Annotated in this window: 24 protein-coding genes and 1 tRNA gene; 14 read left to right on the forward strand and 11 right to left on the reverse strand. The window is 67.1% G+C overall.

Annotated elements, in window-relative coordinates; all coding sequences use genetic code 11:
* Positions 1–17 precede the first annotated feature (17 nt).
* The 7 genes from DWQ67_RS09800 to rpsN all read left to right on the forward strand — a co-directional run bounded on the left by DWQ67_RS09800 (position 18) and on the right by rpsN (position 4,604).
* On the forward strand, positions 18–1,178 hold the full coding sequence (locus DWQ67_RS09800) for an ABC transporter ATP-binding protein (RefSeq protein ID WP_121485411.1): 1,161 nt from the start codon (positions 18–20) through the stop codon (positions 1,176–1,178).
* A complete protein-coding gene (locus tag DWQ67_RS09805) occupies positions 1,175–2,119 on the forward strand; it encodes an ABC transporter permease (protein WP_121485412.1) in 945 nt (314 codons plus the stop codon). The genes DWQ67_RS09800 and DWQ67_RS09805 overlap by 4 nt, the downstream gene beginning before the upstream one ends.
* Positions 2,120–2,133: 14 nt before the next feature.
* Positions 2,134–2,934 (forward strand): ABC transporter permease, encoded by an 801-nt coding sequence (locus DWQ67_RS09810; protein WP_121485413.1) that lies wholly within the window; start codon positions 2,134–2,136, stop codon positions 2,932–2,934.
* A gap of 112 nt (positions 2,935–3,046) precedes the next feature.
* Positions 3,047–3,538 (forward strand): MarR family winged helix-turn-helix transcriptional regulator, encoded by a 492-nt coding sequence (locus DWQ67_RS09815; protein WP_121485414.1) that lies wholly within the window; start codon positions 3,047–3,049, stop codon positions 3,536–3,538.
* Between the two features lie 353 nt (positions 3,539–3,891).
* On the forward strand, positions 3,892–4,128 hold the full coding sequence (gene rpmB, locus DWQ67_RS09820) for a 50S ribosomal protein L28 (RefSeq protein WP_119425386.1): 237 nt from the start codon (positions 3,892–3,894) through the stop codon (positions 4,126–4,128).
* A gap of 1 nt (position 4,129) precedes the next feature.
* On the forward strand, positions 4,130–4,297 hold the full coding sequence (gene rpmG, locus DWQ67_RS09825) for a 50S ribosomal protein L33 (RefSeq protein WP_121485415.1): 168 nt from the start codon (positions 4,130–4,132) through the stop codon (positions 4,295–4,297).
* Position 4,298: 1 nt separating this feature from the next.
* Complete coding sequence (gene rpsN / locus DWQ67_RS09830; protein ID WP_121485416.1) at positions 4,299–4,604, forward strand: 30S ribosomal protein S14; 306 nt, start codon at positions 4,299–4,301, stop codon at positions 4,602–4,604.
* 83 nt (positions 4,605–4,687) lie between these two features.
* Here rpsN and DWQ67_RS09835 read toward each other — a convergent pair whose 3' ends face one another.
* The 3 genes from DWQ67_RS09835 to DWQ67_RS09845 form a co-directional block, all read right to left on the reverse strand.
* Positions 4,688–5,407: a GOLPH3/VPS74 family protein gene (locus DWQ67_RS09835; RefSeq protein WP_121485417.1), complete on the reverse strand. Its 720-nt coding sequence runs from the start codon at positions 5,405–5,407 to the stop codon at positions 4,688–4,690.
* A 128-nt stretch (positions 5,408–5,535) separates the two neighbouring features.
* Positions 5,536–7,461 carry an HNH endonuclease signature motif containing protein gene (locus tag DWQ67_RS09840; RefSeq protein ID WP_121485418.1) on the reverse strand — a complete coding sequence of 642 codons (1,926 nt, stop codon included), beginning with the start codon at positions 7,459–7,461 and terminating at the stop codon, positions 5,536–5,538.
* Positions 7,462–7,994: 533 nt separating this feature from the next.
* Positions 7,995–8,765, reverse strand: coding sequence for a DnaJ family domain-containing protein (locus DWQ67_RS09845; RefSeq protein WP_233556031.1), 771 nt, complete (start codon positions 8,763–8,765; stop codon positions 7,995–7,997).
* A gap of 231 nt (positions 8,766–8,996) precedes the next feature.
* Between DWQ67_RS09845 and DWQ67_RS09850 the strand changes: the two genes are divergently transcribed.
* The 4 genes from DWQ67_RS09850 (at position 8,997) to DWQ67_RS09865 (ending at position 14,999) form a co-directional block, all read left to right on the forward strand.
* Entirely contained in the window at positions 8,997–9,281 is a 285-nt protein-coding gene (locus DWQ67_RS09850) for an HU family DNA-binding protein (RefSeq protein ID WP_121485419.1), read from the forward strand.
* A 166-nt stretch (positions 9,282–9,447) separates the two neighbouring features.
* The gene (locus tag DWQ67_RS14240; RefSeq protein ID WP_121485420.1) at positions 9,448–11,547 is read left to right on the forward strand and encodes a cytochrome c oxidase assembly protein; all 2,100 of its coding nucleotides are present in this window, start codon (positions 9,448–9,450) and stop codon (positions 11,545–11,547) included.
* A 107-nt stretch (positions 11,548–11,654) separates the two neighbouring features.
* On the forward strand, positions 11,655–13,577 hold the full coding sequence (locus DWQ67_RS09860) for an NHL domain-containing thioredoxin family protein (RefSeq protein WP_121485421.1): 1,923 nt from the start codon (positions 11,655–11,657) through the stop codon (positions 13,575–13,577).
* Between the two features lie 123 nt (positions 13,578–13,700).
* Positions 13,701–14,999: an MFS transporter gene (locus tag DWQ67_RS09865; RefSeq protein ID WP_233556032.1), complete on the forward strand. Its 1,299-nt coding sequence runs from the start codon at positions 13,701–13,703 to the stop codon at positions 14,997–14,999.
* 1 nt (position 15,000) lies between these two features.
* Here the strand turns inward: DWQ67_RS09865 and DWQ67_RS09870 are convergent, their stop codons facing one another.
* The 7 genes from DWQ67_RS09870 to DWQ67_RS09900 form a co-directional block, all read right to left on the reverse strand.
* Complete coding sequence (locus tag DWQ67_RS09870) at positions 15,001–15,639, reverse strand: GyrI-like domain-containing protein (protein WP_121485423.1); 639 nt, start codon at positions 15,637–15,639, stop codon at positions 15,001–15,003.
* Positions 15,640–15,667: 28 nt separating this feature from the next.
* A complete protein-coding gene (locus DWQ67_RS09875; RefSeq protein ID WP_121485424.1) occupies positions 15,668–17,401 on the reverse strand; it encodes a helicase HerA-like domain-containing protein in 1,734 nt (577 codons plus the stop codon).
* A 36-nt stretch (positions 17,402–17,437) separates the two neighbouring features.
* Positions 17,438–18,364, reverse strand: a complete 927-nt coding sequence (locus tag DWQ67_RS09880; RefSeq protein ID WP_121485425.1) for an AEC family transporter — start codon at positions 18,362–18,364, stop codon at positions 17,438–17,440.
* Between the two features lie 53 nt (positions 18,365–18,417).
* Positions 18,418–18,491 (reverse strand) — tRNA-Gly (locus tag DWQ67_RS09885).
* A gap of 112 nt (positions 18,492–18,603) precedes the next feature.
* Entirely contained in the window at positions 18,604–19,026 is a 423-nt protein-coding gene (locus DWQ67_RS09890) for an SseB family protein (RefSeq protein ID WP_121485426.1), read from the reverse strand.
* Positions 19,027–19,089: 63 nt separating this feature from the next.
* Complete coding sequence (locus tag DWQ67_RS13900) at positions 19,090–19,953, reverse strand: M15 family metallopeptidase (protein WP_233556033.1); 864 nt, start codon at positions 19,951–19,953, stop codon at positions 19,090–19,092.
* A 101-nt stretch (positions 19,954–20,054) separates the two neighbouring features.
* Complete coding sequence (locus DWQ67_RS09900; protein WP_121485427.1) at positions 20,055–20,744, reverse strand: M15 family metallopeptidase; 690 nt, start codon at positions 20,742–20,744, stop codon at positions 20,055–20,057.
* A 62-nt stretch (positions 20,745–20,806) separates the two neighbouring features.
* Here DWQ67_RS09900 and dcd point away from each other — a divergent pair, with 62 nt between their 5' ends.
* Entirely contained in the window at positions 20,807–21,388 is a 582-nt protein-coding gene (gene dcd, locus DWQ67_RS09905; RefSeq protein ID WP_121485428.1) for a dCTP deaminase, read from the forward strand.
* Here dcd and DWQ67_RS09910 read toward each other — a convergent pair.
* On the reverse strand, positions 21,385–22,731 hold the full coding sequence (locus DWQ67_RS09910; protein ID WP_121485429.1) for an MFS transporter: 1,347 nt from the start codon (positions 22,729–22,731) through the stop codon (positions 21,385–21,387). The two genes, dcd and DWQ67_RS09910, sit on opposite strands and share 4 nt — an antisense overlap.
* Before the next feature lie 103 nt (positions 22,732–22,834).
* Between DWQ67_RS09910 and DWQ67_RS09915 the strand changes: the two genes are divergently transcribed.
* The gene (locus DWQ67_RS09915) at positions 22,835–25,792 is read left to right on the forward strand and encodes a Na+/H+ antiporter subunit A (RefSeq protein ID WP_121485430.1); all 2,958 of its coding nucleotides are present in this window, start codon (positions 22,835–22,837) and stop codon (positions 25,790–25,792) included.
* Positions 25,789–26,424 (forward strand): Na(+)/H(+) antiporter subunit C, encoded by a 636-nt coding sequence (locus DWQ67_RS09920; protein ID WP_121485431.1) that lies wholly within the window; start codon positions 25,789–25,791, stop codon positions 26,422–26,424. Before DWQ67_RS09915 ends, DWQ67_RS09920 begins: the two co-directional genes overlap by 4 nt.
* The last annotated feature ends 18 nt before the right edge of the window (positions 26,425–26,442 follow it).

The raw sequence follows: 26,442 nt of genomic DNA on the forward strand, positions 1-26,442 counted from the left end.
AGTGAATGGAAGCTGACATGACCACCATCACCACCCACCAGGCCCAGCCGTCGGCTCCGATTCCCGGCAGCGGCGCCGACCTGGTCCTGAGCGGCATCTCCAAGCACTTCGCGGACTTCACGGCCGTGGAGGAGATGGATCTCACCATCCCCTCCGGCACATTCATCGCGCTGCTGGGGCCATCCGGCTGCGGCAAGACCACCACCCTGCGCATGATCGCGGGGCTGGAGGCGCCCACGGCCGGGACCATCAGCATCGGCGGTGACGATGTAACCAAGCTGCCCAGCCACAAGCGCCCCGTGAACACGGTGTTCCAGTCCTACGCGCTCTTCCCGCACCTGAGCATCATCGACAACGTGGCCTTTGGGTTGAAGCAGAAGAAGGTCCGCGATGCCATGGCCCAGGCCAAGGCTGGCCTGGAGATGGTGGAGCTGGCGCACCTGGCCAATCGCAAGCCGGCCCAGCTCTCCGGCGGGCAGCAGCAGCGCGTGGCGCTGGCCAGGGCGCTGGTGAACCGGCCCCGGGTCTTGCTCCTGGATGAGCCGTTGGGCGCCCTGGACATGAAGCTGCGCCGCCAGATGCAGGTGGAGCTCAAGAAGATCCAGATGGAGGTGGGGCTGACCTTCATCCACGTGACGCATGACCAGGAGGAGGCCATGACCATGGCGGACGTGGTCGCGGTCATGAATCAGGGCCGCATTGAGCAGATGGGCAATCCGCGCGAGCTCTACGAGCTGCCCCGCACCGCGTTTGTGGCCAACTTCCTTGGCAAGTCCAACCTGATGCCGGGCACCGTGGTGGCGGACGCGGGGGACTCCGTGGTGGTGGACGTGGCAGGCCAGCGTATGGAGCTGCCCAAGTCCCGCGCGGTAAAGACCGAGGGGCAGATTGTGCTTGGCGTGCGCCCGGAGAAGATGCGCATCGCAGAGGTCCATATGCAGGGCTTTGAGCACGCGGGCAATCAGCTCCTTGGCACCGTTCTTGACGCCTCCTTCACCGGCGTCAGCACCGAGTACTTGGTGGAGGTCCCCGGGATCGGCACCGTGGGGACGTTCACGCAGAACCTGGGTCAGGACCCGGCCAAGCCGGGGGATGAGGTGCGCATGTCCTGGGAGCCGGAGTACACCTTTGGGCTTGACCGCGAGGATGACCTGAGCGCCGGGGTGGACGCGTCATGAGCGTGAGCCTGGACAAGCCGCGCGGGCCGGCCCCCAAGAAGCCGCGCGATCTGCGCAGCGCGGAAGAGATCAAGGTGGAGAAGAAGAAGGGCCGCATGGGCCTGTATCTGATCCTGCCTGGCATGGCCTACATGGCGCTGTTCTTTGCGGCCCCCGTGGTGGTGCTGCTGAGCATGTCCCTCTTCGTGAAGCCGGAGGGTGCGGAGATTGGCGAGTTTGTGCCCGGCTGGAATTGGGCGGCCTACGGGGACATGTTGGGCCACTACTGGCCCGTGCTGGTGCGCTCGTTTGTTTTTGCGCTCATCGCGACCATCGCCGCGCTGATCATCGCCTTCCCCATGGCCTACCTGGTGGCCGTGCGCCTGCGCGGCAAGCCGCTGCTCAAGGGCGTGCTGCTGGTGTTGCTGGTGGCACCGTTCTTCTCCAGCTTCATCCTGCGCACGCAGGCCTGGAAACAGATCTTGGCGGACGAGGGGTTCATCGCCCAGACCCTGAAGGCCGTGGCGATCCTGCCGCAGGACGCCTCACTCACCGCCACCCCCTTCGCCGTGATTTGCGGCCTCACGTACAACTTCTTGCCGTTCATGATGCTGCCCATCTACGCGAGCCTTGAGCGGCTGGACGTACGCCTGCTTGAGGCGGCGGGGGACCTGTACGCCTCCCCGGTGCGCACCTTCGCCAAGGTCACGCTGCCGCAGGCCATGCCGGGTGTTTTTGCCGGCACGCTGCTGACCTTCATCCCGGCGGCCGGCGACTACGTCAACGCCGCGATCCTGGGCAACAACCGCGATACCTCCATGATTGGGCAGGTCATCGATTCCCGCTTCTTCAAGGTGATCGACTACCCGGGGGCGGCGGCGCTGAGCGTCATCCTCATGATCTGCATCCTGATTCTGGTGCTCATCTACATCCGCCGCTTCGGCACCAAAGACCTGTTCTAGGAAGGAGCGGACCCATGTACAAGACCAAACTCGGGAAGTGGTTCATTCCCGTCGTCGGCGGGCTCGCCTTCGTCTACCTGCTGGTGCCGATCGCCTACATTTTTGTCATCTCCTTTAATGATGGCGGCAAATCTAATCTGCAGTGGAAGAGCTTCACCTGGAACAACTGGGCTAACCCGTGCGGCGCGCCAGGCGCCTGCGAATCCCTGGGCAGCTCGCTCTCCGTGGGTGCCATCGCCACGCTGATCGCGACCGTCCTTGGCACTGCCGTGGCCATTGGCCTGGTGCGGTACCGCTTCCGATTCCGCGCCACCGCTGACCTGCTCATCATCCTTCCGTTGGCTACGCCCGAGGTGGTGCTCGGCGCCTCCCTCCTGGCGCAATTCCTCAACCTGGGCTGGGACCTGGGCTACTGGACGGTGATCATTGCCCACGTCATGTTCTGCATGTCCTTTGTGATTGTCACGGTCAGGGCGCGCGTCTCCGGCCTGGACGGGCGGCTGGAGGAGGCTGCGGCAGATCTCTACGCGGGGCCCATGCAGCGCTTCTGGAAGATCACCTTCCCCATGCTGCTCCCGGGCATCGTGGCTGCCGCGCTGTTGTCCTTCGCCATGAGTTTTGACGACTTCATTATCACGAACTTCAACTCGGGAACGTTCTCCACCTTCCCCAAGTTCGTGTACGTCTCCGCGGCCCGCGGCATCCCGGCGCAGGCCAACGTCATCGGCTCCGCCATGTTCATCCTGGCGCTCCTGATCGTCATCATCACTCAGGTCTTCGCCTACCGGCGCCGCAAGGCGCTGGCGGCCCAATAGGGCCTTGAGCCGCACCCCAGGTGCCCGACGCCGTGTGGTCACCACACGGCGTCGGGCACCTTGGCGTTTCCTGTTCCCTTGAAGGTCAAAGCAATCGTGAGAGCATGGAGCCATGAGTGAGACGCGCTGGCTGAGCCCGGAGGAGCGGCGGGCCTGGCTCGCCGTGATGGCGGTGACCACGCGGCTGCCGGCCCAGTTGGACACTGCGATGCAGGCGCTCGCCAAGATCACGCTTTTTGATTACCACGTGCTGGCAATGCTCTCCGAGGCGCAGACGGACACCCTGCCCATGAGTCGCCTGGCTGAGCGCACCAATTCCTCCCTGTCCCGTCTGAGTCACGTCGTGAAAAAGTTGGGGGAGCGTGGCTGGGTGCAGCGCTCGCATGACCCGCAGGATGCGCGCGTGACAGTGGTTAAACTCACGCCGGAGGGGCGCACGCTGATTGAATCGATCGCCCCGGCGCACCTGGAGGATGTCAGGGCCATCTTCTTTGACTGGCTGGATGAGCGCGATGTCGCCGATCTGGCGCGGGTGGGGCGCAAGATCGTGGCCGCAAGCGATCCGGAGGACTGGATCCTCCAGGACGAGCAGCCTCAGGCGTAGCGGGAACTCGGTTTGAGTCCAGGGGCCTGGATGACTTAGGATAAGACGGCGTTCCGCGTGCGTTCATGGTTGGTGCCTGGCATCAATCCTCTGGACGCGTTCGGCCCGTATCCACGGAAGACAGGATGCCGCCGGGTAGGGAAAAATACCCGACCGGCATCTGGATCACCGCTGTTTGAAGCGTTCGAGGGCTTCGGCTGGTTCTCACCCAGCCTGGTGCCTCCATGTGGCTGATTGCACGGTGCCCCAACTGGGTAGCGGGACTCAAGGGTGACGTAGGCGTCGGTTAACCCTGCCGTCGACATCCCTGATGGGAACCGCAATACACACTGACCAACACTGGAGGAGTGATCATGGCAGCACGTTGCCAGGTGACCGGTGCAGTGCCCGGATTCGGACACAGCATCTCCCACTCGCACCGTCGCAATAAGCGTCGGTTCGATCCGAACATTCAGAAGAAGCGGTACTTCGTGCCGTCCCTGGGCCGCAACGTCACGCTGACGCTGTCGGTCAAGGGCATCAAGACCATCGACGCACGCGGCATTGACGCCGTGGTCGCCGAGCTGCAGGCAAAGGGTGTGAAGCTCTGATATGGCAAAGTCTCAGGATGTTCGCCCGATCATCAAGCTGAAGTCGACGGCCGGCACGGGTTACACCTATGTGACCCGCAAGAACCGTCGTAACAACCCCGACCGCATCGTGCTCAAGAAGTACGATCCGGTGGCCCGTAAGCACGTCGAATTCCGCGAGGAGCGCTGATATGGCGAAGAAGTCAATGATTGCCAAGAACGAGCAGCGCAAGCTCATCGTGGAGCGTTACGCCGAGCGTCGTGCTGAACTAAAGAAGACGCTGGTTGACCCCAACGCCTCTGATGATGCCCGCGAGGCAGCACGCGTGGGTCTGCAGAAGCTGCCCCGCAACGCCTCCCCGGTGCGCGTGCGCAACCGCGATGCCATCGACGGCCGCCCGCGCGGCACGTTCCAGAAGTTCGGCATCTCGCGTATCCGCTTCCGCAACATGGCGCACAACGGCGAACTGCCGGGCATCACCAAGTCTTCTTGGTGAGCCCATTCGGTTCTTGAACCGGTGAAGCCTTTCAGAGCCCGTCCCACCTTGTGGTGGGGCGGGCTCTGTTGTTGTTTGTCCCGCTACTCGCTGCGCAGGACGGACCCAACGAAGAGCGAATTCGAGACGATGGCGGCCATCGTCCTCGCCACGGCTTCGGCGGTGGCGCTGGCGCCCCAATCGCCACGCTCAATCTCCTTGGCGCGGTGATACACCTGGCCGCTCCACGGAATCTCCTTGTGGAACTGGGGGAGGGTGCCGCTGGCGGAGAGCAGTGCGATGCTCGCGGCGATCCGTGGGCTGGGCGTCTGCCCATCCAGCAGTGCGGCGCGCACCTGGGTGATGAGTTCCTCCCGGCGGGCGCTTCCCAGGCTGAGCTTGGAGGAGGGGAAGATCCCCAGCATCTTGGCCTTCTTGCGGTTCAGGTCTCCCCGCTCCACCAGGCGGTCAATGACCTGCGCGCGGAGGGGTGGGCCCACCGCGGCGAGCACCGTCTGCACGTCCCGCGGCTTCTTCTCTAGGTAGTTCCACGCCGAGTCGAGGAGGGGGTCGCTGGGTTCGCCCTTGCCCACGGTCTGCACCTTGGTGCTCAGGAGGGTCGCCTTGGCCACCTCCACCCGGCCCATCAGAGCCAGGTCGCCCAGAGCGGCGCCGCCCAGTACGTAGTACAGCGTGTTTTCCCCTGCGATGGAGCCTGATGCCGGCTGGAACAGGAGCAGCAGGACGTCTTCGGTGAGGAGGCGCTCCTCGGCGAGTCCGCCAGGGGGCGGGCCGGGTGTTTGCGGGCCTGGGATGTCAGTCATCGAGCACTCCTTGGTTGTTAGGGCTGGCTTTGCGCGTCAGTCTTTCACATCGGTTTTGGGCTCTCCCCGGAAGGTTCAGCCTGCTTGCGGCGTCTGTCCCGAGGATCGCCAGCGGGCCGAAGGGTGGGCTAGCGGCGGCGTTGGCGTTGGCGGGTGGTCCAGGAGTTGACGACGGTCCAGGGGCGCCGGGCCGCCATGCCCGTCCTGGCGGTTGGTGTTGCGGCGGGCTCGGTGGTGGATTCCACGACGAGGCGGCCCAGGTGCACCTCGTGGTGGTGGAAGTTGCACAGCAGCACGGCGTGGTCCACGTCGGTGGGTCCGCCCTCATTCCACGGGATCACGTGGTGGGCCTCGCACCAGCCTGGGGGCGCGCCGCAGCCGGGTGCCTTGCAGTGCCGGTCACGGACCATCAACGCTCGGCGTTGGTGAACGCTGAAATGGCGCCTGGTTCGGCCTAGTTTCAGTGGCAGGCCCGCCTCGTCGGTGAGCATGAATTGCACATCGGCACTACAGAGCATGCTCATCACCTGAGACACAGGCACAGCAGCGTCCGACCGCGCCACCCTCGCAAACCGTTCATCCACCAGCGTTTGAGGATCTTTCCCGGCCATCGCGCCCAGCCCGCGAGGCGACACCAGCACGGGTGGCGGCGGTGGTGGTGGTGGCGGTGTTGCTGGTGCTGGCGGTGGTTCTGGTGGCGGCGCCCCGAAGGGGGTGCGCATCCCTTCAAACGGATTGCGCGGTTCCTGCCGTGGTTCCGGGCGATCCGGTGGGCCGCCCCACCCTTGGCCCGCCGAACGAAGGTCCGCAAACACATCCATGCCGACCGTCGGGCCGTCAGTCCCGGCCCGTTGGCCGAAATCCCGGTCGGCGGTCGCCACTGGCGCAGCGGTCAGAACCCGGCGAGGAGTCGCGACGGACTGCTGGGCTGTGGGCTGCTGGGCGGCGGCGGTGTTGAGGAAAGCGTGAAGGGCCGGCAGGGTCGCAGTCACCAGCAGCGTGGGAGCGGCGCCGTGGTTGGTGGGAGCGTTCCCGGAGCTGGCATGGGAAGCGAAGAGCGAGGCCAGGGCGTCAAAGGCCTTCTGATCCATAGTGCGAGAGTCCTCTCCCGCCTCCACCTCCCCCGCATCGCTCGAAACTGGGTCAGAGCCTGAATCGGGGTCTGGGGCTGGTTCTTTGCGCCGGGGTGAGGTGTAGGCGTCCAGCACGGCACGGATCGCGGCACCTTCCAGTTCTGGGGCGAACCCTGTCATCCTCCACCCGCCACCGCGGGCCGTGCTGAGCTTGAACGAGCGAGCCTTCACCTGCTTCTCGTAGTCAGGCTCCACCCCATCGGGGTCAATCGCGTTCGCCCACGCCCTAGCCACCTGGGCCAGGGCTGCGCTCTCCAGCCGTCGACCACCCCAAGGGTCCACGGCGAACTCCACCTCGGCCTCGCACCCAAACCCGGGTTCGCCCTCCCCGGGGAGTACCCGCCCTCCACTGGCCTGAGCCACGAGAGCGGCCTCGGCGAACCCCAGCATCCCCGCGACCACGTCGGGATTCTCAGAAGTATCGGGCACCTCCTGCGGCAGTTCCCGGTGGATGGTCAACGCCTGTTCGGCGGACACCTCCCCAGCGTCCACCGCCCGCGCAATCCCGGGCCGCAACGGTGCCACCACCCCGGCGGAGAAACCATTGCGCGGGGTGATGGCTCCGGCCACACAGATCCACCCCTGAGCCGTTGGGGCAGGGACACCAAAGAGCTGCATCAACAACGCCTTAGACCCGCGCGCACCCACCCGGTGCGCCAACGAGTCCGGACCTGCCCTGCCCGCACCACCGTTCAAACCCTCAGACCGCGACACCACCGCAGCAGCGGCACGAACCCTCAAAGCATCCATCACTACCGAAAGCTGAGCCAGCTCGCCCAGCACGGCCACCACCTCAGCATCAGTAGCTTCCTCAACCCACCGCGCCGAGTCAGGCAACACCGTGCCCCGCAACACTCCGACCACACCTGCCAGGGCCCCGGCGGCAGCCCCCGACCCTGACTGACCATGCTTCTGATCCACGACCGCTCACCTCCCCAGGCGACTGGTGTTCCCCCTTGAACACCTCAAGCGTCTCGTGACCCCCTGACACTTTGCTCCGCTTTTGAACCGTTTTCGCCCAGATCCACCAAAGAATATTTCAAACCCATAGAAACAGGGTTTATCCACAGGCCCCGTCCCTCACAGGCGGCCGCCAATCGCCCCCTGTGGGGGACGGGCGAGCCAAGCGGGGTGAGGGCCGATGTCCAGTGGTGGGGGGGTGCGGGAACGGTCGTGTCGCGAGCTGGAAAGCGCGACGGGAGAGAAAGAAAGGGATTACTACGTGTCTGCGTCCGCGATGTCTCGGCAAGCGGGTCGCTGCAACTGGGTCCCTGCAACTGGGTCCCTGCAACTGGGTAGACATAGCTGGGTAGCTACAACTGGGTTGCTGCAACCGGGTCGCGGCCCTATGGGTTCAGCTCAAGCCCGGCATCGTCGGGAGCCCCCAGGTCAGTCACGCCTGGCGGCGACGCCTGGAGGTGGCGTCCGGGGAGCCGGCGTCTGGCGGCGGTGTCTCACTTCGCAGACCGCAAGCGCCGGAGCCACCCGCGCGGGCCACGCGGGTCACGCGGGTCAGACTTGCCGTCACGCCCTGGCTCAGTGGAACCCCGTGCCGACTCAAGCTCCCGTTCCAGCACAGCAGCGCGACGATCCCGCTCCCGCGCCCGCTCGCGCCACGCGAGCACCTCGGACTCCACCTCGCGGGTGGGCGTAATGACGGGAGGCCCGCCGAGGAGTTGGCGTCTGGCCTCGATGACCCGGCGGTTGAAGTTCGCCAGCGTCTCGCGGACCTCGGTCTCGCGGCCCAGGGCGTCCAGCTCGTCGTTGAGCCCGGCGTCCACCACGCGCAGCAGCAGCGCCTCCGGTCCCAAACCCTCCGTCGCGTGGACCTCCTCGCGGCGCATGAGGGACTTGGTCCACCAGTCCGGGTCCGTGGATGCGGCCAGATCGGGGAGCGGCTTGCCCGCATACGCTAGGTGATCAAAGTGCCCGTCCGCGATGGCGCGTTCCACGGCTGTCCGCGCCACGGCCTCCACCGTGGAGGAGAGCCGCATGGCCTCGGAGCCTGGGCGGGAAGGAATGAGTGGGTCGTCCTGCGCCGCATGATCGCCGGCAGGCGCATCACAGTTGTCCGACGCCGCCGACTGTTGCCTTTCGCGCGCCGTTTGTCCCACTCCGTGGGACAAATCCCGTCCGGCCAGCGCCGCCAGGGCCTCAACATCGAGCCCATCTTGGTACCGCGCCGCACGGATTCGGGGATCCTCCGGGCCATCGTGGGTGCTCATGCCGGTCCTTCCGCTCAGAAGGTGACTAACGCTACCCGGCACCGAACGGATGGGGCAGAAGTGACTGATGTGACTGAAGTGACGCTCCTAGCGGAAAAATCCCTGAAAACACGCCGATCGGCACTCGCTCAGGGCCCGGAAGCTGTTAGTTTCGTTCGGAACGCCCCGGTCAGCGGGGCGAACCCTTGGCCCCGTTGGCAAGGGTGGATCCCAATCCAGGAGGACAAAAACGTGTCTATGAACCGCAGTGAGCTCGTCGCCGAGGTCGCCAACAAGTCCGGTGCCGCCAAGACCGTTGTGAATGACGTGCTGGATGCGCTCTTCGCCACGTTCACCGAGCAGGTCTCCCAGGGCGAGAAGGTCTCGATCCCGGGCTGGCTCGCCGTTGAGCGCACCGATCGCGCCGCCCGCACGGGCCGCAACCCGCAGACCGGTGCCACCATCGAAATCCCGGCCGGTCACTCCGTGAAGCTGACCGCCGGCTCCAAGCTGAAGGCTGCTGTCGCCAAGAAGTAAGGCCCTTGCCTTTTTAAGGCGCCTCGACCAGGCCCGTCGTCCCCGTTTCTGGGTGCGGCGGGCCTGGTCGTTTCAGCATTTGGCTCCAGTTCTACACGCCGTAGACTAAGGAGTAGCGCGCCCGAAACAGGCGGGCACCATCGCAGTAAACGAAGGGACCCGCAGCATGATCAGCGTCGGCGCCGAGGATCGACCGAAGCTGGCGCGCCTGCTCATGCTGCCGGCGGTCCCGATTGCTTTAGCGGTCGCCCTGGTGGCGCTCTGGTTGACGGGCTCTGCGGCCTCCGTCTCGCTGAGCGACGCCGGCACGTTGAGTCGCTGGGGTGCGCCGCTCGTGCGCCTCATCCACGACCTGAGCATGACGCTGACCATCGGCTGCCTCATCTTTGCCACCGCCATTTTGCCGCGCACCACCGCGCCGCGACGGGCCACGGGTCGCGGACACAGCACCGACGGCGGCACGCCTCAGCCCGCCTTTGTGCGCGCGCTGAACGTGGCCGCCGCCTCCGCCGGGGTGTGGACCCTGGCCGCTGCAGGCGTGGCCGTCTTCTCCTTCTCCACCGGTTCGGGGCTGAAGATCAGCACCGACAGCGCCTTCACCAAGGCGCTGGGGGACTACCTCACCAATATTGACCAGGGCAAGGCCTGGGCGGCGGTCACGCTGCTCGCCGCCCTGGTGACGACCCTGGCGTTTGCGCTGCGCACCCCGGCGGGGCTGGCGGTGGCGACCGCGCTCTCCCTCGGCGTCATCATCCCCATCTCCCTGGTGGGGCACTCCGCCGGTGGCGATGACCACTGGGGGGCCGTGAATGGCATTGCCCTGCACCTGGGCGGCGTGGCCGCCTGGGCCGGAGGGATCGGTGCCCTCGGTGTGGTGGCCGGCCTGCTGGGCCAGCGCACCCCCACCGTGCGCGGCGGCAAGGGCAACGTGATGGCCGCGGACGTGCTGGCCCGCTTCTCCAGCCTGGCCACCGCGGGCATCGTCCTGGTGATCGGCTCCGGGATCGTGAGCTCCCTGATCCGCGTGAATCACTGGGAGCAGCTGGGCAGCCCGTACGGCTCGCTCCTGCTCCTCAAGCTCTTCCTGTCGCTGGTCCTTGGCATGCTTGGACTCGTCCACCGCCGCAACATCATTCCCCGCTTGCGCGAGGGGGAGTTGAGCGCGCGCCGCGCCGCGTGGCGCGTGGTGGCCGTTGAGGTCGCCATCATGGCCGCGGTCATGGGCCTGGCGGCCGTGCTTGCGCGCACCTCCCCGCCCGTCTCCACGGAGCCGCCGGCGGAGATGACCCCGGCCCGCCGCCTCACCGGCTACGAGCTGCCCCCGGAGCTTGGCGGTAGCGAGTGGCTCACCGTGTGGCGCCTCGACTGGCTCTGGGTCGCCGTCATCGTGTTCCTGGCCGTGGCCTACACCCGCTGGTTTATCCGCTTGCGCAGGCGCGGGGACCGCTGGAATGTGTGGCGCCTGATCAGCTTCTACGTGGGGCTGCTTGCGCTGCTCTACATCACCTCCGGTGCCCCCGCCGTGTACGGCATGGTGCTCTTCTCCATGCACATGGTGGATCACATGGCCTTGACCATGGTGGCGCCGTTCTTCCTGGTGGTTGGCTCGCCGATCGCGCTTGGGTTGCGGGCCATGGGCTCGCGTCAGGACGGCTCGCGGGGGCCGCGCGAGTGGACGCTGGCCGTGGTCCACTCCCGCTTCGCGTCGCTGGTGACTAACCCGATCTTTGCCGCGGTGAACTTTGCCGGCTCCATCATCCTGTTCTACAACACGGACATCATGGGCCTGGCCATGCGGTACCACGTGGGCCACGAGCTCATGATTTTCCACTTCCTGGTCACCGGATACATCTTTGCGGCCAACATGATTGGCCTTGACCCCATGCCGCGCCGGGCCAGCTACCCCATGCGCCTGGTGATGCTCCTCGCCACCATGGTCTTCCACGCCTTCTACGCCACCAGCCTCATGGCCACAGAGGTGCTCATTCAGCCGGACTGGTTTGGGAACATGGGCCGGGACTGGGGCGGCTCCGCCATCGAGGACCAGAAGGTGGGCGCGGGCTCCATGTGGGGCATCGGAGAGATCCCCACGCTCATGCTGGCCCTCGGCGTGGCCCTTGGCTGGTCCCGTTCCGACGCCCGCGAGTCTAAGCGCCGCGACCGCGAGGCGGACCGCACCGGCGAGGCGGAGCTCAACGCCTACAACGACATGTTTGCCCAGCTGGCCGCGGCGGAGAAGAACGCGCAGCGCGGCCCGCGGCGGTAGGCAGTCGGCCGCCGCCGCACGGCGTCACGGACCCTGCCGGGAACAAGAGCTGGCCCTAAAATGGTTGCATCAGCTACACGTCAGCCGACAGCGATGAGGTACCAGCAGTGACTCAGACCCCCACCACCCTCCGTTCCGCCGTGCGCGTGCGCGCCTCTGAGCTCACCGGGCGCGGGTGGCTCAATACCGGGGACGCATCGCTTGATCTGGCATCGCTGCGCGGCAAGATTGTGCTGCTGGATTTCTGGACCTTCTGCTGCATCAACTGCCTGCACGTGATTGACGAGCTGCGCCCGCTGGAAGCGGAGTACAAGGACGTCCTCGTGACGGTCGGCGTGCACTCGCCCAAGTTTGAGCATGAGGCGGATCCGGTGGCGTTGGCCGCGGCCGTGGAGCGCTACGAGATCCACCATCCCATCCTGGATGACCCGGATTTGGGCACCTGGCAGGCCTACACGGCCCGCGCCTGGCCCACGCTGGTGGTCCTGGACCCCGAGGGTTACATCGTGGCTCACCTCTCCGGCGAGGGGCACGTGGCCGGGTTGCGCTCGCTGGTGGAGGAGCTCATCGCTGAGCACGAGTCCAAGGGCACGCTGCACCGCGGCGACGGCCCGTATGTGGCCCCGCCCGCACGGGAGGGTGATCTGCGTTTCCCGGGGTCCGCGATCCAGCTGCCCGACGGCGGCTTCTTGGTTTTGGACACGGGTCACCACCGCTTGGTGGTGCTGGGCAACGACGCCGCGACGGTGGAGCGCGTGATCGGCGCCGGCGGCAAGGGGCACGTGGACGGCCCGGCGGAGGTGGCGCAGTTTGACGAGCCGCAGGGCGCCACGCTGCTGCCCGCGGAGGTCGCGGCGAAGGTCGGCTACGACGTGCTGGTCGCGGACACGGTTAACCACCGCCTGCGCGGCGTGGACCTGGCCTCCGGTCAGGTGCGCACCGTGGCCGGTAACGGGGTGCAGAGGCTGCTCGACGCCGAGAACGCGCGTACCGCGGGCGCGTGGACTCGCGCGGTGGGCTCGGTTCCGCTGGAGACCAGCCTGTCCTCCCCGTGGGACGTGGTGTATTCGGAGAAGGCCGGGCGGGCCTTTGTGGCCATGGCGGGCACGCATCAGATCTTTGGTTTTGACCCGGTGACGGGTGAGGTCACGCTGGAGGCTGGCTGCGGCGTGGAGGGCCTGCTGGATGGCCCGGCCCATGAGGCGATGTTTGCCCAGACCTCCGGCCTGGCCCTGGACCGCGCGGGGGATGTGTGGCTGGCGGACTCGGAGACCTCCGCGCTGCGCGTGCTGCGCCTGGCCGATGACGGCACGGTGGCCGCGGTGGAGACCGGCGTGGGCGAGGGTCTCTACGACTTTGGCTTCCGCGACGGCGATGCCGCCCAGGCGCGCTTGCAGCACCCGCTGGGCACCGCGGTGCTCCCGGATGGCTCGCTGGCGATCGCGGACACCTACAACGGCGCCGTGCGCCGCTACGACCCGGCCACCGGCGTGGTCGCGACCCTGGCGCAGGGGCTCGCTGAGCCATCCGAGGTGCTGGTGGATACCTCCGTCGAGGGCGACCCGGTGCTGGTGGTCGTAGAGACCAATCAGCACCAGTTGGTGCGCATCCCGTTGCCCCGCGAGGTGGCGGTGGTGGATGAGGGGGCGTCGCAGTCCCAGCGCCCCAGCACCACGGTGGCCCCGGGGGAGCACAGCATCGCCGTGCGTTTCAGCGCGCCGGCAGGGCAGAAGTTGGATGAGCGCTGGGGGGATCCCACGCAGTTGAAGGTCTCCGCTTCCCCGGAGGAGCTGATCCTCTCCGGCGGCGGCACCAGCCAGGGGCTCACCCGGACGCTGGTGCTCAACCCCGCGGTCCCGGAGGGCGTGCTGCACATCTCCGCCCGCGCGGCCTCCTGCGACGGAGAGCTGGGCCAGCCCATTCCGGATCACGCCGCCTGCCACCTGTACCAGCAGGATTGGGGCATTCCGGTGGTGCAGGGCCAGGGTGGCGAGGACCGGCTTGACCTGGATCTGCGAGGAATGAACTGACAGCGCGCGGCGTGAGTGGCAGTATGGGGGATACCTCCCTATTCTCCTGACAAAGGACGGCCAGACCATGCGCACGCCGGCGATCTCACCATCGACCGGAGCCCGTGTAGCGGGGAGGCGCGCATGAGTCGCATGTTTGCCTCCCTGTCGGAGCGCAATTACCGCGTCTGGTTTGCGGGGGGACTGGTCTCCAATGTGGGCACCTGGATGCAGCGCATTGCCCAGGACTGGCTGGTCCTGACGCAGCTCACTGATCACTCCGGCACCGCGACCGGCCTGGTGACGGGCCTGCAGTTCTTGCCCATCCTCCTGCTCAGCCCCTACGCCGGGCTCATCGCGGATCGCATGTCCAAGCTGCGCCTGCTCAAGATCACGCAGGCCGGCTCCATGTTCCTGGCCCTGCTGCTTGGTGTGCTGGTTCTGACCAACACGGCGCAGCTGTGGCACGTCTACGTCATCGCCACGGCGCTCGGCATCGTGGCCGCCTTTGACGGCCCGCCGCGCCAGGCCCTGGTCAACGATCTGGTGCCACGCTCCCTGGTCCCCAACGCGGTCTCCCTCAACTCCACGAGCTTTAACCTGGCGCGCCTGGCCGGTCCCGGCGTGGCAGGGCTGCTGATCGCGGCCGTGGGCACCGGGTGGCTCTTCCTGATCAACGCGGCCAGCTACGTCGCCGTCCTCATCGCGCTGGCCGCGCTCAAGGAGAAGACCTTCTTTGGCACCGGGGTGCGCACGCCGCGGGCCAAGGGGCAGGTGCGCGAGGGCATCGCGTACGTCCTGGCCAGTCCCACCCTGATTCTCATCTTTGTGATGGCCTTTATGGTGGGCACCTTTGGGCTGAATTTCCAGATCTTCAATGCCGTCATGTCCACGACCGTGTTTCATCGGGGCCCGGCGGATTACGGCATTTTGGGAACCATCATGGCGATTGGCACGCTGGCGGGGGCGCTGCTTGCCGCCCGCAGGCAGGGCTCCCGGGTCAAGTACGCCGTGGCCGGGGCGCTGCTGGCCGGCGCCTTCATGATCGCTGCCGCCTGGGCCCCCTCCTTCTGGGTCTTTGCGGCCCTCCTGGTCCCCACCGGCCTGGCCTCCATCACCTTCCTGAACTCCGCCAACGTGACGGTGCAGATGAGCGTTGACCCGGCCTTCCGCGGCCGCGTCATGGCGCTCTACATGATGGTGCTGCAGGGTGGAACGCCGCTCGGGGCGCCCCTCATGGGCTGGATCGCGGAGCACTACGGCGCCCGCGCCTCCCTGACCGTGGCCGGCGTCCTCACCGTGCTGGTGGCCGTCTGGGGCATCTTCTATTGGTCCCGCCACCACCGCGGCGAGCTGGGCACGCGGCTGCGCCAGTACGGCGGCAGTATGCGCCAGCGCGTGCGCCTGCCGCGCAAGGACGACCCGGAGCCGGACGCCGCGTAGTTCAGCGGCTGCCCTCCCGCACCGGTTGGCCCTCCCGCACCGGTTGGCGCAGCACCGTCTTGAGCCGCTCCGGTGCCACCCGGCGCGGGTCGCTGAGGTAGATCTCGTGATGCGGGCCGTTGAAGGTGAGCCCGCGGGCTGGCATCAGCTCGTGGTGTAGGCGGTGCAGGGTGGGCGCCTCGTCGTCGTAGGAGCCCACGTGCATGATCTGCAGGCAGCGCCCCTCGGACAGCCGCAGCAGCCGCACCCGGTCAAGGGGTAGCTGCGGCTTCTTGGCGGCCGCGGCGGCCAGGCCCGCCGCCACGTCCGCATCGCTCACGAGCCAGGGCAGCGGGATCAACATGGTCCAGTCCCAGGCGGCCTTGTTGCCTGCCTCAAGGTCCGCCGGGTCCGCGCTGGTCCAGAGCCCCTCCAGCGGGCCCACCACAAAGTCCTCCCCGGTGCGGGCCTTCAGCGCAAACTTGAGGGTGTAGCCGGCCGTGTAGAGGCTCTGCACCCCTGCCGCGTACTCCGCGGAGACATTAGGATCCCCGTGACCGTCAAACGCCAGGTAGCGCGCCTGCGGAACATCCACCTCCACAAAGTCCGCGGTTCCGGGCTGGTAGAGCGCCTTCAGGTCCCTCTTCAGATCCACCTTCATGGCCTGGGCCGCTTCCTTGGCCGGCGCCTCAGCGCCGGCGGCGCCTGCGCGAGGTCCCAAACATCCCCCGCACAATCTGGTTGCCCAGGGTCGTGAGCACGGAGACGGCGGCCTTGCCCAGCTGATCTCCCATGGTGGGGCCGGAGGACGTGCGGCGCGCCGGCTCGCGGGTGGGCGGCAGCGTCAGCGGCGGCTCCTCCCGCTCCTCGGGGCTGGGGGCTGGCGCCTGGGAGGACGGCGCCCCTGCGGCTGGCCGGCCCAGGATCTGTTCCTCGATGCGCCGGGCCTCGGCGTCCAGGTCAAGCGGGCCGCCGGGGGCACTGCCCGACGCCGCTGGCTCGCCGCTCGGGGCGGCCGCACCGCCGGTGCTGGGCGCGGCGGGCGCAGAGCCGGCGCCGCCGGCCCCGCCGGTGGCCTGAAGCCGCTCGAACGCGGACTCGCGATCCGCGGCCGTCCCGTAGGTGGCCAGCAGCGAACTGGCCGCAACAGCGGCATCCACCGCCGCGGCGTCGGACGCTCCCATGGTGGACTTGGGCGACCAGAGCTTGGTCCAGGCCACCGGGCTGGGCGCGCCCTTCTCATTCATGACGGTGATGATGGCCTCGCCGGTGCCCAGGGTGGTGAGGGCCGCCTCCAGGTCGTAGTCGGAGGTGGGGTAGGTGGAGACGGTGGCGCGCAGGGCCTTGGCGTCGTCCGGAGTGAAGGCTCGCAGGGCGTGCTGCACGCGGTTGGCGAGCTGACCAAGCACCTCGGTGGGGACATCCGTGGGGTTCTGCGTCACGAAGAACAGACCAATGCCCTTGGAACGGATCAGACGCACCGTGGTGGCGATCTGCTGCAAAAAGGCCTTGGAGGCGCCGTTGAAGAGCAGGTGGGCCTCGTCCAGGAAGAAGACCAGCTTGGGCTTGTCCGCGTCCCCCACCTCGGGGAGTTCGGAGAACAGATCCGCGAGCAGCCACATCATGAAGGTGGAGGTCAGCAGCGGCTTCTGCATCAGCGTGGGCAGCTCAAGGGCGGAGATCACGCCGCGCCCGTCCGGGGCAGTGCGCAGCAGCTGCGCGGAATCAAACTCCGGCAGGCCAAAGAACTGATCAAGGCCCTGGGCCTCCAGGTTGACCAGGCCGCGCAGGATCACGCCGGCGGTGGCGGAGGAGAGCCCGCCAAGGCTCTTCAACTCCGGCTTGCCCTCATCCGAGGTGAGGAAGGAGATGACGGCGCGCAGATCCTTCAGGTCATCCAACAGCAGGCCCTTCTGGTCCGCGTAGTGGAAGATCAGCTGCAGGCTGGACTCCTGCGTCTCATTCAGGTCCATGACGCGGCTGAGCAGCAGCGGGCCAAAGGAGGTCATGGAGGCGCGGATGGGCACACCCTTGCCGTCCCCGCCCAGGGCAAAGAACTCCACCGGGTAGGCGGTGGGCTTCCAGTCCATGCCCACGCTCTGCGTGCGGGCGGTGAGCTTCTCGCTGGCGGTGCCCGCGGTGATGAGGCCGGTCAGGTCCCCCTTGATGTCAGAGACAAAGACGGGGACGCCGGCGTCGGAGAGCTGTTCCGCCATGACCTGCAGCGTGATGGTCTTGCCGGTGCCCGTGGCGCCGGCCACCAGCCCGTGGCGGTTCATCATGCCAAGCGGCAGGCGCACCGGGGCGTCCGCGTACGTGGTCCCGTCCACCACGGCCGCGCCGAGGGTGAGCGTGGGGGCGTCATTGGCGTAGCCGTCGCGGATGGTGGCGACGCGCTCTTCTGCGGACTTCTGCTGGGTCATGGCGCCAGTGTATGCAGGCCGGGTGGCTCGTGGGGGCTATCCCAGCAGTGCGGCGACCAGGAACATGATCGGAATCCCCAGCACGGTGGTGGCCAGGACCGTGTCCTTGGCGATCACCACGCCGGCGTCATAGCGGGACGCGTTGACGAAGATGTTTTGTGCCGTGGGCAGGGCCGCCAGCACCACTGCGGCGTACAGCGCCGTGCCCTCCATCCCAAAGACCAGAACCGCGAGCGCCCAGGCAATCAGCGGGTGGATGATCAGCTTGAGGCCCGTGGCGAACAGGATGTCGGAGCGGCGGGCATCCTCCTTGCGCAGCGGGCGCGAGCCCACCAGGGAGATGCCAAAGGCCAGGAGCATGGCGGGCACTGAGGCGCCGGCCAGCAGGTTCAGCGGGGTCATGAGGATTTCCGGCACGCTCACGTGCACAAGCGAGACCGCGAGCCCCAGGAGGGAGCCGATGATCATGGGGTTGGTGACCAGGCCCTTGAGCACACCCACCACGCCGGATCCGGCGCGGGCGGTGGCGGCGTCCATGAGGGAGAGGTTCAGCGGCGTGAAGACCGCCAGCTGGAAGAGCAACACCGGCGCGGCCAGCGACGCGTCCCCCAACACGAACGTCGCGATGGGCAGGCCAAGGTTGGCGGAGTTGACGGTGGAGGCGGCCATGGCGCCGATGGTGCGCTCGGCGGCGTCGCGCTTGAGCCACCAGCGGGTGGCGAGCCAGAAGATCCCCAGGACAAGGAAGGCGGAGACGCCGGCAACGACCAGCTGCTCGCCAAGCACCGAGTACGGATCCGCCGTGGCGAGCGTGACAAAGAGCAGGGCGGGGGAGGCCACGTTGAAGGTCAGCTTGTTCAGCACCTGCCGGCCCTGCGGACCAAGGACGCCGCGGCGGCCCACAAAGTAGCCCACGCCGATCACGACCCAGATGGCGGCAAAGCCTTCTAGTACGCCAAACAAAGAGTCCTCCTCACATATAAAAAGGCCTCCCACTCGCGTGAGAGACCTTTTCTTGGAGCGGGCGACGGGAATCGAACCCGCGTGTCCAGCTTGGGAAGCTGGCGCTCTACCATTGAGCTACGCCCGCATTGCGCCGTTCCGACCGGAGCCGCTTCGACCTGAACAAGCATAACCGCTTGTGAGGCCTCCCCGCGCCAACCGTGCCGCGCGCACCCCACCCGCACCAGGCGGCGTCGGGCCTAATTTTCCTCCAAGAGCTCCTTCAGAGCCTTGACGTTTTCCTCGTCAAGGACCAAGCCAATGGGGTGCCCGGGATTGATCGCCACGCCCAGGCCCTCCGCCTGGCGCAGCGCCTCGCCGCCGCTGATCGTCACCGCGTAGGGGGCGGAGTCAATGAAGTTCTGCGCCACGCGCGCCGGGTGCGTGAAGACCGCAAGCACCGGCTTCTCATCCGGGCCCTGCAGGATCAGCGGCTGCACCACCTTGGAATCATCCGTGACCTCCTCCGCCGTGAGGAAAAAGAGCGAGGACGTCACGATCTTGGAGAGCACATCGTTATTGCCCAGCTTGCCCTCCGCGCCGTCAACGATGGCGCGCTCCACGTCATTAAACGGCTCATTGGGGTTCTCTCCCAGGGTGGACTCGGGCTGCTGCTCGCTCATGGTGCTCCTGCTGGTTGTTGGCTGGATGTGCTCAGGCTCCTGCACCTCCACGCTACCGCGAAGCTACGGCTTGAGCCCGTAGTACTGCTCCAGCGTCTTGGCCTTGGACTTGACCAGGTCCTTGGAGGTCTTTGATCCCAGGTAGCGCAGGTGCCACGGCTCGTAGGCGTAGCCCGTGCTCTCTTCCTGCCCCAGCGGGTAGCGCACCGTGAAGCCGTACTTGGAGGCATTCTTGGCGACCCACTTGCCTGCCGGGGTCTGGCCAAAGCACTTCTCCAGGTCGCAGCGCCCGTTGCCGACGTCAGCGGCCAGGCCGGTCTGGTGCTCGCTGAAACCGGCCGGAGCGGAGATGGTGTTGGCGTAGCTGGTCCCATAGCGCTGCTCGTAGCTATTGCGAAGCGCGTCCTGCTCGGCAGCGGAACGGTAGCCGCTCAGCAGCTTCAGGTTGTGCCCGTCCTTGGCCGCGCCGCGCATCAGCTTCTCCAGCGCGCCGGTAGCGTCTGCGCGCAACTGCTGCCCGTTGAGGGTGCGCAGGTTCTCCGGGGCGTAGCTGGTGGGCTCCAGGCCGTGGTCCTTGTTGACCAGCACGCCCAGATCCGCCGGGTCCCGAGGGATCTGCGGGGAATCATCCCGCGGCTTGGGAGCGGCGGAGGTGACGGGCGCCTGGATCCGGGCGCTCGCTGGCGGCGCGGGGGTGGCCTGTCCGGAGTTGGCCTGGGCGGAGTTGGCCTGTGCGGAAGCGGCGGGCGGCGCGGATGCGGCGGCGGTTCCGGTGCCCGACGCCGTGGGGTCCGGTTCGTCCCGCACCCCCAGTTTCAGGGCAATCACCGCGACGGCCAGCATGATCACCACAATGGCGGCCGTGACAACAAGGCGTCCCAGCACGCCACGGCTCATGACGGGCCGTGGCGGTGCTGGGACGGGCACGCGAGTTCTCCTGGTGTGTGCGACGAAGTGGGCGCCCGTGAAGACGAGCGGCTCACTATCTTAGGCCGTCCAGGAAGGATGCCTCGCAGTGGCGCAGTGAATCAGCGCTTGAGGCCGTAGTACTGCTCCAGCGTGCGGATCTTCTTGTGGTGCATCTTGCTGGAGATCTTCTTGCCAACGTAGCGCACGTGCCAGGGCTCGTAGGCGTAGCCGGTCACCTTGGTGTACCCCTTGGGGTAGCGGATGATGTAGCCGTACTTCCAGGAGTTGGAGGCAACCCATTTGCTGGCCTTCGTATTGCCGAAGCACTTGCCAAGCGCGCAGCCGCCGCCGGGGGTGCCCAGGTCAGCGGTCAGGCCGGTTTGGTGCTCGCTGTAGCCCGGGCGCGCCGCGACGGTGGAGGCGTACTTGGCCCCGTACCAGCGGCTGTACTGGGAGAACAGCGTCTTCTGGCTCTTGTAGGAGCGGTAGCTGGACACGATGGTCACGGGCTTCTTTGCCTTCTTCGCCGCGGACATCATGGAGCGCATGTGCCGGGCCGGCTCCTTGCGGATCTTCGCGGAGCCGATCTTGGTCAGGTCCCTGGGCACGTAGGTCTTGGGCTTCAGCGGGCGGTTCTTGTTGACCAGGACGCCAATGTTCTTGGGGTCCTTGGGCGCCTTGGGTGCTGCCTCCGCGCTCACGGAGCCGGCGAGCACCAGCGTGAAGGCAAAGAGCATGGCCGCAAGGAGAGTGCCAAGGCGGAGCAGGGCAGGGCGCTGCTCACGTGATGCCACGGTAAGAGACGTCATAAGTATCCTCCCCAAAGGATGATCTGCGAGTGATATAGGCAAGAGCGTATACCGTGTAGCACGTGCTTCTCTCTGATCGCGACATTCGTTCCTCGCTCTCCTCCGGCCACATTGGTCTGGAGCCCCTGGAACAAGACATGGTCCAGCCCTCTTCGGTGGACGTGCGCCTGGATCGATTCTTCCGATTGTTTGACAATCACAAGTACGCGCACATCGATCCCGCGCAGGAGCAGTCTGAGCTGACCCGCCTGGTGGAGGTGGACCCCACGGAGCCGTTTGTGCTGCACCCGGGGGAGTTTGTGCTTGGCGCCACCTTTGAGAAGGTCACTCTGCCGGACGACGTGGCGGCGCGGCTGGAGGGCAAGAGCTCGCTGGGCCGGCTTGGCCTCCTGACGCACTCCACTGCCGGCTTCATTGATCCGGGCTTTAGCGGGCACGTCACGCTGGAGCTCTCCAACGTGGCGACCCTGCCGATCCTGCTGTGGCCTGGGTCCAAGATTGGCCAGCTGTGCTTCTTCCAGCTGTCCTCCCCGGCGGAGCACCCCTACGGCAGCGGTCAGTACCTGAACCGCTATCAGGGCCAGCGCGGGCCAACGGCCTCTCGCAGCCACCTGAACTTTCACCGCACCACGCTGGAGAGCTAGCGCGGGGCCGGCACCGTGCGCCGGTCGCGTCCCAGCACAAAGAGCACCAGCCCGACGGCGACCACTAGCATGATGCCCACGATCCCGTAGCGGGATGCCGCACCGCCTTCCTCGCCCCCGGCGATGCCGGCGGAGAGCGCAAGCGAGGTGCACAGGGCAAAGAGGCTGGGGGCCAGGAAACTGACGGCCCGCCCGGTGGTGGCGTAGAGCCCAAAGATCTCGCCGGCATTCTCTGGGGTGGCGCGGCGTGCCAGCAGTGAGCGGGAGGCGGACTGCGCCGGTCCCACCAGGGCGCACATGATGAGGCCAAAGACCCAGAAGCCGGCGGCCCCGGGGGAGAGGAAGATGCCGACCCCGGTGCAGAGCAGGCCGATGAGGCAGGCCAGGATGACCTTGCGCGGGCCCACCTTGTCATCCAGCCAGCCACCCAGCAGGGCGCCGGCCGCGGCAATCACGTTGCCCGCAATCGCAAAGAGGATCACCTGGGTGGCGCTCATGCCAAAGACCGCCCCGGCAATAACGCCGCCAAAGGTGAAGACGGCCGCCAGCCCGTCCCGATAGACGGCGGAGGAGATGAGGAACCACAGGGTGTCCCGATCCTCACGCCACATGCGTCCAATGCGGGCAAAGAGTTCCTTGTAGGAATCCAGCACGCTGACCTTGGCCGCGCGCTGGACCGGGAGCTCAGGAATCGCGAACAGCACCGGGAGGCAAAAGATCAGGGTCCACGCGGCGCAGAAGACGGCGACCAGGCGCAGGTTGAGGCCGTCCACGTCGCTGGAACCTGCCCAGGGGATGATGGGCTGCACAAAGCCAAAGAGCACCAGCGCCAGGGCCACAATGCCGCCCAGATACCCGCAGGCCCAGCCAAAGCCGGAGACGCGGCCCATGGTGGCCTGGGTGGAGATTTGGGGGAGCATCGCGAAGTAGTTCACGCTGGCCAGCTCCGCGCCAAAGGTGGCCACGCAGAGCAGGACAATGCCCAGGATCAGGTATTCGTGCTCCGGACGCACAAAGAAGCAGGCAGCGGAGGCCAGCACAATCACGCCGGTGTGGATGCCGAGCCAGAGCTTGCGGCGCCCGCCAGAGTCGGCGCGGCGGCCAAGCACGGGGGCCACCAGCGCGATGGCGACGCCGGTGATGCCAAGGCCGGCGGCCAGCGCGGCGGCGTTCTCGTCCTTGTTCCCAAAGAGGGAGGAGGTCAGGTAGACCGTGAAGACGAACGTGGTCATCACGGCGTTGATGGCCGCCGAGCCCCAATCCCACAGGGCCCAGGCAAAAATTTTACGGTCCATTTTGAGGTGCGGCCGGGCGGCAGGAGCCGCGGACCCGTGGGTGCTCATGTTCTGAGGTTAACCGGCGTCCAGTAGAATGGAATCTCCCCGCCGGGACGTGACGCTCTGCAGTCATGTCGTGGTTGCAACCCGACGTGAGGAGAACACGCCCGTGCTGATCGTGCTGTCCGCCCTTTTCGCGACGGCCCTCGTGGCGCCGCTCCTGGTGCGTTGGTTCGGTCGCAGCGCGTTTTACGTCCTGGCACTGGCCCCCGCGGCTGGCTTCGTATGGCTGCTGACGCAACTACCCGCCGTCGTGCAGGCCAACCAAACCGCCCCGACCGGATCCGTAGATGCCCCGCCGGGCATAGAGGTGGCCTGGATCCCGCAGCTGGGCGTGGAGCTCGCCTTCCGGCTCGACGCACTCTCCGCCACCCTAGGCCTGCTTCTGCTCGGCGTTGGCGCGCTGGTTCTGGCCTATTGCGCCCGCTACTTCAAGAGCGAGGACGCCAGCATTGGCCCCTTCGCGGCCCAGCTGACGGCCTTTGCCGGCGCCATGTTTGGCCTGGTGATGAGCGATGACCTCATCATTTTGTTCGTTTTCTGGGAGGTCACCACGATCCTCTCCTACCTGCTGATCGGATATTCCCGTTCACGCATGTTTGCCAGGCGCTCCGCGCTGCAGGCCCTGATCGTCACCACCGCCGGCGGGTTGGCCATGCTGGTGGGACTTGTGGCCATGGGGGTCACCGCTGGCACCTATCGGCTCTCCGAGGTGCTGGCCGCCGCGCCGCAACTGTTGGGCAACCCCGTGATAGACGCCGCGGTGGTCCTGATCTTGATCGGCGCCTTCTCCAAGTCCGCGCTGGTTCCGCTGCACTTCTGGTTGCCCGGGGCCATGGCCGCGCCCACCCCCGTCTCCGCGTACCTGCACGCCGCCGCCATGGTCAAGGCAGGCATCTACCTGGTGGCCCGCATGGCGCCGGGCTTTGCGGAGGCGGAGCCCTGGCGCCCGCTCATCATCTGCTTTGGCCTGCTGACCCTGCTCGTGGGCGGCTGGCGCGCGCTGCGCCAGCATGACATCAAGCTGATCCTGGCCTACGGCACGGTCTCGCAGCTGGGACTGCTGGTCACGATCACGGGCCTCGGAACGGGCGACGCCGCTATGGCCGGCTTGGCGCTCATGGTCTCTCACGGCCTCTTCAAATCGGCGCTGTTCCTGATCGTCGGCATCATTGACCACGGCACCGGCACGCGTGATCTGCGCAAGCTCTCCGGGCTGTGGCGCCAGCACAAGGTGCTCTTTGCCGCAGCGCTCATCTCCGCCGCCTCCATGGCCGGCGTGCCACCCGTCTTCGGCTTTGTGGCCAAGGAGTCCGTCTTGGGGGCCACGCTGCAGCTGCCCGGCGCGCTGGCCGCGTGGGTCACCGCAGGCGTGGTCATCGGTTCCATGCTGACCTTCGCCTACGCGGCGCGCTTTGTGTGGGGTGCCTTCGCACTGAAGCCGGGCGTCGAGCCTACGCCGAGCCACCCGCTCTCCTGGGAGATGGCGGCCGCGCCGGTCGTGCTCTCCGCGCTCACGCTGGTGCTCGGGTTCCTCCCGGGCGCCGTCGAGTGGATCATTGGGCCCTACGCGTTGACGCTGCCGCATGAGGGCAAGCTGGAGCACCTGGCGCTGTGGCACGGCTTCAAGCTGCCCCTTGGCCTCACCGCCCTGACCATCGCCGTGGGTGTTGCGCTCTTCCTGGCCCGGCGCCGTGTGGAGGCGTGGCAGGACAAGGTGTACCCGCTGGTGGACGCGGAGCGCTCCTACCGCTCCGTCATGGCGGGGATCGACTGGGTGGCCGTGCGCCTCACGGGCCTGATCCAGCGCGGCCAGCTCTCCTACTACCTCATGGTCATCCTGATCACCGCCCTGGTGGTCCCGGCCCTCGCGGCGCTGCTGCTGAGCACGCCGTGGCCCGGCTGGGATCAGCTGCTGCTCGCGGATTCCCCGGCCCAAGCGGTGATCGGCGTCGCCATGATCGTGGGCGCCATCGGCGCCGTGCGCGCGGGCAAGCGCTTCATGGCCGTGCTGATGGTCTCCATCACCGGCTACGGCATGGCCGCCATCTTCGCCTTCCAGGGCGCGCCGGACTTGGCCGTGACTCAGGTGTTGGTGGAGACCATCGTGTTGGTCGCCTTCTTCCTGGCGCTGCGCGTGCTTCCCTCCCGGCTTGGCCACTCCAGCGGCGTGGGCAAGAAGGCCGTGCGCCTGATCGTGGCCATCGGATTTGGGGTGTCCATGATGGCGATTGCCGCCATCGCCATGGCCTCGCGCAGCGCGGAGCCCGTCTCCCTGCGCTTCCCGGAGCTGGCCTATGAGGGCGGCAACGGCAAGAACATCGTCAACGTGACGCTCGTGGACATCCGCGCCTGGGATACCTTCGGTGAGATCACGGTGCTGGCCGCGGCCGCGACCGGCGTTGCCTCGCTGATCTTTGTGGTGGGCCGCGGGGATCGCATCCGCAACATCGGCGACGTCGCCGACTTTGACCCGGGCACCGTGGAGCGCCCAGTGCACGGCTCGCATCAGCGCCTGGCGGCGGCGTTCGCGGACATCTCCCGGGACGCACCGCGGGATAACTGGTTGGTCGCCGGGCGCACGCTGGCACCGGAGCGGCGCTCCATCATCATCGAGGTCGTCACCCGCCTGCTCTTTCACACCCTGTTGCTGCTCTCCGTGTACCTGCTCCTGGCCGGCCACAACACCCCGGGCGGCGGCTTTGCCGGCGGGTTGGTCGCTGGGCTGGCGCTGACGCTTCGCTACCTGGCCGGCGGGCGCATTGAGCTCTTCGAGTCCATCCGGCTTGGCCCGGGCACGCTGCTTGGTTCCGGCCTGGCGATTGCCGCGATCACTGGCCTGGCGCCCGTGTTCTTTGGCGGAGCGGTCTTCCAGTCCCTGGCCGTGGACTTCTGGTTCCTTGGCTGGCACAAGTTCGTGACCTCCACGTTCTTCGATATCGGCGTGTATCTGGTGGTGGTTGGCCTGGTGCTGGATGTGCTGACCTCCCTTGGCGCCGAGCTTGACCGGCGGTGGGACACCGCCCCGAGAGCCGTCCGCGAACACGCAGGGGAGGCCATGGGATGAGCGTGAACATCACCCTCTTGGTGATCATGGGCGTGCTCTTTGCCTGTGGCATCTACCTGCTGACGGAGCGCTCGCTCACCCGCGTGCTCCTGGGCATTGTCCTCATGGGCAACGCCGTGAATCTGCTGATCCTGGCCATGGCCGGCCCGCCTGGCAAGGCGCCCATGGTCACGGACGGTGTGGCGGCAGAGGACTATTCCGATCCCTTACCCCAGGCACTGATCCTCACTGCGATCGTGATTACGTTCGCCGTCACGGCCTTCATGCTTGGCATCATCTACCGCTCCTGGTGGCTCTCTCGCAAGGACGACGTCCAGGATGATGACGAGGATCGTCGCGTGGGCCAGGCGGTGGCCTGGGACGCGGAGGATGACGCGGATCTGCCCACGGAGACCTCCGAGTTTGCTACGGCCGCCGAGGTCGCAGCGGACGACGACGGAGGGCTGGGCGAGGACCCCAGCTGCACCACCCCAGCGGGCGCGTTGGCCAAACGTGCCGCCGAGCGGCGGGCCTCTGAGGCCCACGCCGGAGCCCTGGCCGAGGCCATCCGTGAGCTGCAGGAACGCCGAGGGCCAGGTCCCGGTGGCGCTGCAGAGCCCGACGCTGAGAACAAGGAAGGAGGCACGCAGTGAGCCCGGAGATCACCCAAC

Source organism: Galactobacter caseinivorans (assembly GCF_003640665.1).
Classification (GTDB): Bacteria; Actinomycetota; Actinomycetes; order Actinomycetales; family Micrococcaceae; genus Galactobacter; species Galactobacter caseinivorans.

Excerpts from the sequence above, each read along its gene's own strand:
- DWQ67_RS09865 (WP_233556032.1), top strand. The coding sequence starts at position 13,701 with ATGAGTCGCATGTTTGCCTCCCTGTCGGAGCGCAATTACCGCGTCTGG.
- DWQ67_RS09835 (WP_121485417.1), bottom strand. The coding sequence starts at position 5,407 with ATGACTGACATCCCAGGCCCGCAAACACCCGGCCCGCCCCCTGGCGGA.
- DWQ67_RS09805 (WP_121485412.1), top strand. The coding sequence starts at position 1,175 with ATGAGCGTGAGCCTGGACAAGCCGCGCGGGCCGGCCCCCAAGAAGCCG.
- rpmG (WP_121485415.1), top strand. The coding sequence starts at position 4,130 with ATGGCAAAGTCTCAGGATGTTCGCCCGATCATCAAGCTGAAGTCGACG.
- DWQ67_RS09890 (WP_121485426.1), bottom strand. The coding sequence starts at position 19,026 with ATGAGCGAGCAGCAGCCCGAGTCCACCCTGGGAGAGAACCCCAATGAG.
- DWQ67_RS09815 (WP_121485414.1), top strand. The coding sequence starts at position 3,047 with ATGAGTGAGACGCGCTGGCTGAGCCCGGAGGAGCGGCGGGCCTGGCTC.
- DWQ67_RS09910 (WP_121485429.1), bottom strand. The coding sequence starts at position 22,731 with ATGAGCACCCACGGGTCCGCGGCTCCTGCCGCCCGGCCGCACCTCAAA.
- DWQ67_RS09900 (WP_121485427.1), bottom strand. The coding sequence starts at position 20,744 with ATGACGTCTCTTACCGTGGCATCACGTGAGCAGCGCCCTGCCCTGCTC.
- DWQ67_RS14240 (WP_121485420.1), top strand. The coding sequence starts at position 9,448 with ATGATCAGCGTCGGCGCCGAGGATCGACCGAAGCTGGCGCGCCTGCTC.
- DWQ67_RS09875 (WP_121485424.1), bottom strand. The coding sequence starts at position 17,401 with ATGACCCAGCAGAAGTCCGCAGAAGAGCGCGTCGCCACCATCCGCGAC.
- rpsN (WP_121485416.1), top strand. The coding sequence starts at position 4,299 with ATGGCGAAGAAGTCAATGATTGCCAAGAACGAGCAGCGCAAGCTCATC.
- DWQ67_RS09870 (WP_121485423.1), bottom strand. The coding sequence starts at position 15,639 with ATGAAGGTGGATCTGAAGAGGGACCTGAAGGCGCTCTACCAGCCCGGA.
- DWQ67_RS09810 (WP_121485413.1), top strand. The coding sequence starts at position 2,134 with ATGTACAAGACCAAACTCGGGAAGTGGTTCATTCCCGTCGTCGGCGGG.
- DWQ67_RS09845 (WP_233556031.1), bottom strand. The coding sequence starts at position 8,765 with ATGAGCACCCACGATGGCCCGGAGGATCCCCGAATCCGTGCGGCGCGG.
- rpmB (WP_119425386.1), top strand. The coding sequence starts at position 3,892 with ATGGCAGCACGTTGCCAGGTGACCGGTGCAGTGCCCGGATTCGGACAC.
- DWQ67_RS09800 (WP_121485411.1), top strand. The coding sequence starts at position 18 with ATGACCACCATCACCACCCACCAGGCCCAGCCGTCGGCTCCGATTCCC.
- DWQ67_RS09920 (WP_121485431.1), top strand. The coding sequence starts at position 25,789 with ATGAGCGTGAACATCACCCTCTTGGTGATCATGGGCGTGCTCTTTGCC.